Annotated in this window: 5 protein-coding genes; 4 read left to right on the top strand and 1 reads right to left on the bottom strand. The window is 70.6% G+C overall.

The features are described 5' to 3' along the window. Window positions 1–44: 44 nt before the first annotated feature. The 4 genes from kstD to G4H71_RS07450 all read left to right on the top strand — a co-directional run bounded on the left by kstD (window position 45) and on the right by G4H71_RS07450 (window position 4,334). Entirely contained in the window at window positions 45–1,784 is a 1,740-nt protein-coding gene (gene kstD / locus G4H71_RS07435) for a 3-oxosteroid 1-dehydrogenase (RefSeq protein WP_083342855.1), read from the top strand. Beyond that, on the top strand, window positions 1,784–2,650 hold the full coding sequence (gene chsH3 / locus G4H71_RS07440) for an enoyl-CoA hydratase ChsH3 (RefSeq protein WP_072736288.1): 867 nt from the start codon (window positions 1,784–1,786) through the stop codon (window positions 2,648–2,650). Before kstD ends, chsH3 begins: the two co-directional genes overlap by 1 nt. Before the next feature lie 67 nt (window positions 2,651–2,717). Then, window positions 2,718–3,689 (top strand): DNA-3-methyladenine glycosylase 2, encoded by a 972-nt coding sequence (locus tag G4H71_RS07445; protein ID WP_072736289.1) that lies wholly within the window; start codon window positions 2,718–2,720, stop codon window positions 3,687–3,689. Window positions 3,690–3,881: 192 nt separating this feature from the next. Further along, the gene (locus G4H71_RS07450) at window positions 3,882–4,334 is read left to right on the top strand and encodes an NlpC/P60 family protein (RefSeq protein ID WP_246442768.1); all 453 of its coding nucleotides are present in this window, start codon (window positions 3,882–3,884) and stop codon (window positions 4,332–4,334) included. On the opposite strand, the gene G4H71_RS07455 is transcribed toward G4H71_RS07450, so the two are convergent. Further along, complete coding sequence (locus G4H71_RS07455) at window positions 4,313–5,437, bottom strand: alpha/beta fold hydrolase (protein WP_072736290.1); 1,125 nt, start codon at window positions 5,435–5,437, stop codon at window positions 4,313–4,315. The two genes, G4H71_RS07450 and G4H71_RS07455, sit on opposite strands and share 22 nt — an antisense overlap. Between the last annotated feature and the right edge of the window lie 110 nt (window positions 5,438–5,547).

Raw genomic sequence — 5,547 nt, forward strand, 5'->3', positions numbered from 1 at the left:
TGAGGGATGGACTGACCGGCTCATCATTCTATAACGTGTTCTACATGAGCAAGAGTGAGTACGACATCGTCGTGGTCGGCAGCGGCGCCGGAGGTATGACCGCCGCCCTGACCGCCGCCCGGCACGGCCTGAGCGTCGTGGTCATCGAGAAGGCACCGCACTACGGGGGCTCGAGCGCCCGGTCGGGAGGCGGGGTCTGGATCCCGAACAACGAGGTCCTTCGGTCCGCAGGGGTCGACGACACCCCGGAAGCCGCCCGCCGGTACCTGCACGCCATCATCGGCGACGTCGTTCCACCGGAACGCATCGACGCCTACGTCGATCGCGGCCCCGAGATGCTCTCGTTCGTCCTCGCCCACAGCCCGCTGAAGCTGCAGTGGGTGCCCGGCTACTCCGACTACTACCCGGAGGCCCCGGGCGGACGGATCGGCGGACGCTCCGTGGAACCGACCCCGATGGACGGCAACGAACTCGGTGACGACCTGGCACTGCTCGAACCGGACTACGTCAAGGCTCCCCGCAACTTCGTCATCACCCAGGCCGACTACCGCTGGCTGAACCTGATCATGCGCAACCCCCGCGGGCCGCTGCGAGCGATGCGCGTCGGCACCCGATTCCTGTGGGCGAAGCTGACCCGCAAGAACCTCCTGGTCCGCGGCCAGGCGCTCATGGCCGGGCTGTGCCTGGGCCTGAGGGACGCGGGAGTCCCGATCCTCCTGAACACCCCGCTGACCGAACTGGTCGACGAGGACGGCACCGTCACCGGGGTGCGCGTGGACTCGCCGGACGGCCCGGCGGAGATCCACGCCCGCCTGGGCGTGGTGATCGCCTCCGGAGGTTTCGAGCACAACGAGACCGCCCGCCGGCGGTACCAGCGCGCACCGATCGGCACGGAATGGACGGTCGGCGCGAAGGCGAACACCGGCGACGGCATCTGGGCCGGCGAGAAGCTGGGCGGCGCACTCGATCTCATGGAGGACGCCTGGTGGGGCCCGTCGATACCGCTGACCGGCGGCCCCTGGTTCGCACTGTCCGAGCGCAGCCTTCCCGGCTGCATCATGGTCAACGGCGAGGGCAGGAGATTCGTCAACGAGTCGGCCCCGTACGTCGAGGCCACCCACGCGATGTACGGCGGACGCTACGGCCACGGCGACGGCCCGGCCGAGAACCTGCCGTGCTGGATGGTGCTCGACCAGCGCTATCGCGACCGCTACACGTTCGCCGGCATCACCCCGCGCTCCCCGTTCCCCGGCCGCTGGCTGAAGGCCGGCGTGGTGGTCAAGGCGTCGACCATCGAAGAACTCGCCGAGAAGATCGAGGTGCCCGCCACGGAGTTGTCCGCGACGGTGGAGCGGTTCAACGGCTTCGCCCGTGAAGGCCGCGACGAGGACTTCGCCCGGGGTGAGAGCGGCTACGACCACTACTATGGAGATCCGCGCAACAAGCCGAATCCGAGTCTCGCCGTCATCGGGAAGGCCCCGTTCTACGCGATCAAGATGGTGCCGGGCGATCTGGGCACCAAGGGCGGGCTGCGCACCGACCCCCACGCTCGGGTACTCCGCGAGGACGGCTCCGTCATCGAACACCTCTACGCGGTCGGAAACGCGAGCGGGCCGGTCATGGGTCACACCTACGCGGGCCCCGGCGCCACGATCGGGCCCGCCATGACGTTCGGGTACCTCGCCGTGCTCGACATCCTCGAGCGCTCGGAGCAGGCTCCCACTCCGGCCGAGACCCCCACCCAGTCCGATCCGGCGGCCCAGTCCGTCACGGGAGGAAACTGATGCCCATCGATCCCACCGTCGCGCTCGGCGCCGATCTGCCGGCCGAGGAGTTCTCCTGGACCGCCTCGGACGTCCAGCTGTACCACCTCGCCCTCGGTGCGGGGGCAGACCCGTCGAGCCACCGGGAACTGCGCTATCTCACCGACGGCAACCCCCAGGTACTGCCGACGTTCTCCACCGTCGCCTCGCGATTTCACGCCACCGAGGCACCCTCGGTCTCGTTTCCCGGTGTCGACATCGACCTGGCGAAGGTCGTGCACGGCAGCCAGGAGGTGACGGTGCACCGCCCCATTCCTCCGGAGGGCAAGGCGCGCACCGCCACGCGGATCGCCGAGATCTGGGACAAGGGCAAGGCCGCGGTGATCGTGCAGGAATCGACCACCAGCGGACTCGACGGGGACCCCCTCTGGACGGCGCGCTCGTCGATCTTCGCCCGCGGGGAGGGCGGATTCGGCGGCGAGCGGGGCCCGAGCGAGACGCATCCGATACCGGAACGCGCACCCGACAGCGTGACCGAGATCCCGACGCTGCCGCAGCAGGCCCTGCTCTATCGCATGTGCGGCGACCGCAACCCGCTGCACTCGGACCCGGACTTCGCGAAGGCCGCCGGGTTCCCCGCCCCGATCCTGCACGGGCTGTGCACCTACGGGGTGGTGTGCAAGGCCGCCGTGGACGCGGTGCTCGACGGGGATGCCGGACGGGTCGGCGGATTTCGCGCCCGATTCGCCGGCGTGGTGTTCCCCGGCGAAACCCTCCGGGTGTCGATCTGGCGGAACGACGACTCCCTCGCGATGACGGCGACGGTCGTCGAGCGTGACGACGCGCCGGCCCTGTCCGACGTCGTCCTCACCCTCGCCCGGTCCTGACTCCCGAGCGCACCGATCGGCTCCCGACCGGCCGCGTCCTGTCGGCACACGGTGCGAGGATGCGGGTGTGACCACGCACGCCCTGCCGTACGCCTCGCCGCTGGAGTTCGCTCCGTTGCGGGCGGTACTCGCCGCCCATGCGGTTCCCGGCGTGGAGTCGGTCGCCGCCCACGGTGTGCGCCGCACCGTCCCGGTCGACGGGCACCTGGCGCGGGTCACCGTCGACTGGTCGGCAGCGCAGTCGTCCCGGCAGTCGTCGTCCGGCGCGGCGAGGATCGAGCTCACCGTCGACGGAGCGCCACGCAGGTACACCGACCGGATCGTCCACACCGTGCGGTGCTGGCTCGATCTCGACGCCGATCCCGACCGGCGCCGCCGGATGTTCCAGGACGACCCGGTGCTCGGTCCGCTCGTGCAGGAACGGCCCGGACTGCGGATCCTCGGCAGCGCCGATCCGTGGGAGACCGCGGCGGGCACCGTCCTCGGCCAGCAGGTGTCCCTGGCCGGTGCCCGCACCCTCACCGGCCGCCTCGCGGCCACCTTCGGCCGGCGATCCGGCACGGACGTGGCGTTTCCGCGACCCGAGGACGTGGTGGAGGCGCCGCTCGAGGACCTGCGTGCCGCGGTCGGAGTACCGCTCGCCCGTGCCACCGCCGTCCGCACTCTCGCCGAGGCCGTCCTGGACGGTTCGGTGACCCTCGCGCACCCGTCCGGACCCGAGTTCCGCGAGCGTCTGACGTCACTGCGGGGTATCGGGCCGTGGACGGCCGAATACCTGGCGTTACGCCTCGGAGACCGCGATGCCTGCCCGACCGGCGATCTGGTGCTGCGCCGAGCGCTCGGCGCCGCATCGGAGGCGGAGGTCCGCAGGGCCACCCGGTCGTGGGCGCCGTTGCGCGCCTGGGCCGTCTTCCATCTGTGGACCCGGGACAGCTTCGCGGACACGTCCGCCCGGACGGCGTCGCGACCGGTCACTTCCCGATCACGGCACGGAGCAGTTTCCGGAAATCCGCCGCGACCGCCCCGGCGCGCTCTATAGGCTTTCCGTGACCTCATCGAGACGCGCGCCGAACTCTGCTCGACCGAGTGATCCTTCCCGACCGGGTGAGACCAGCCCGACCGGGTGAGCCCGGCGCTACCCAGCATCGAAGGGGGGACCACCGTGTCCCGATTCCGTCCGAGCCTGCGCCGCACGACCCTCGCCGGCGCCGCCGTAGCCTGCACCTGCCTGATGTTCGCGTCACCGGCAGCCGCTCAGCCCGTCACCGATGTGGCCGGGAGTGGCAGCACCTCCGGAAGTTCCAGCGGGTCGGCGTTCGTGCCACTGCCGATCCCGACTCCCACCGGTCTGGGCGCGCTCGCCGCGGCGAGTACGCAGACCGGGAAGCCCTACGTGTGGGGCGGGGTCGGTCCGCACGGCTGGGATTGCTCAGGTCTTCTCCAGTGGGCCTTCCGCCAGGTCGGGGTGGACCTGCCCCGCACCACGTGGGAGCAGGCCGTGGTGGGAACCAGCATCCCGTTGTGGGCTCTGGCCCCGGGCGACATCGTGGTCCTGCACCGGGACGCGTCCCACATCGGCATCTACGCGGGGTTCGGCCAGGTCTTCAACGCCTACGGTCGCGGCGTCCCGGTGGGGCTGACGCCGCTCTCGCACTTCCACATCTACGACATCCGCCGGTTCTGACCCACCTCGATACCGGCCGGCCCGATCTCGCGGCGCGCTCCACCCGTGAGACCGGCGAATCTTCCGGCGCGACGCACCTGTCGGCCTGCCGCACGTCCGAGCCGGTTCCACCTGCTCACCTGGCGTCGCACGAATCCCACGAGCGAATCGGTCCAGTCCGGCTCCGCGGGTAGCGATTCGACGGCCTGGGTCAGCAGCTCGTCGAGGGCATCGGACACCAGCTCCGGACACTCGAGCTGCACCATGTGGCCCGCACCCGGCACCCGCAGCATGGTCGCCTCGGGAAGTTGCTCGGCGATGACGCGCGAGTTCCGCAGCGGTGTGATCAGGTCTCTGCTCCCGCACAGCACGAGCGTGGGTACCCGGGTGAGAACCGGCAACGCCGCGGTCTCGTCGTGCTGCTCGAACGTGGGCAGGAAATCGACCAGGGTCTGCAGCGGAGTGTCGTTGATCATCGAGTCGGAGAACCGGGTGACCGTCGGGCTCACGTGCCTGGCCCCGAAGGACGCCGAGCGGATCATCGGGGCGATCACCCGACGGGTCGCGTCCCGACCGCCCTGGACCACCCACGGCAGGCGCTGCGCCGCGACCCGGAATCCGGTCACCACGGGACTACCCAGCGTGCGGGCCACCCCGGACTCGCTCAGTGCTCCGGCAGACGTCGACACCAGACCCACGCCGACGACACGGTCGCCGAAGCTGTCCGGGAACTGACCGGCGTACGAGAGCAGGGTCATGCCGCCCATCGAATGGCCCACCAGGACGAGGGGGCCGTCGGGAACGACCTCCCGTACCACCGTGTCCAGGTCGCGCGCGAGCTGAGAAATCGTGCAGGTCGTGCGGCGGGCGCTTCCGGACCGGCCGTGGCCACGGTGGTCGTAGAACACCAGCCGGACGGTCGGGCCCCAGACACGCTCGAGGTGCACTCGCTGGAAGTGCCAGCCCTCCATCCGGTTGCAGAAGCCGTGCACGAACACGGCGGTGAGCGGGGCATCGGCGGGGCCGACCTCGCGGATCGCGAGGGACACGCCGTCCTCGGTCGTCACGACCCGGCTGCGGTCGCTACCGAGCAGGTCGAACGTCTCACCGGCGAACCTGTCCACTGCGCCCCTTCTGCCCGACGGACCATTGATCGAAGGACAACTCCGATCGAAAGATAGCCCGTATCGGCGGCGCGTGGCGATCCGGGGGCCGCCGGGCGCGCCCGGATGGC

It is taken from the genome of Rhodococcus triatomae, from assembly GCF_014217785.1.
In the GTDB taxonomy this organism is placed as follows: Bacteria; Actinomycetota; Actinomycetes; order Mycobacteriales; family Mycobacteriaceae; genus Rhodococcus_F; species Rhodococcus_F triatomae.

Excerpts from the sequence above, each read along its gene's own strand:
- G4H71_RS07450 (WP_246442768.1), top strand. The coding sequence starts at position 3,882 with ATGTTCGCGTCACCGGCAGCCGCTCAGCCCGTCACCGATGTGGCCGGG.
- kstD (WP_083342855.1), top strand. The coding sequence starts at position 45 with ATGAGCAAGAGTGAGTACGACATCGTCGTGGTCGGCAGCGGCGCCGGA.
- chsH3 (WP_072736288.1), top strand. The coding sequence starts at position 1,784 with ATGCCCATCGATCCCACCGTCGCGCTCGGCGCCGATCTGCCGGCCGAG.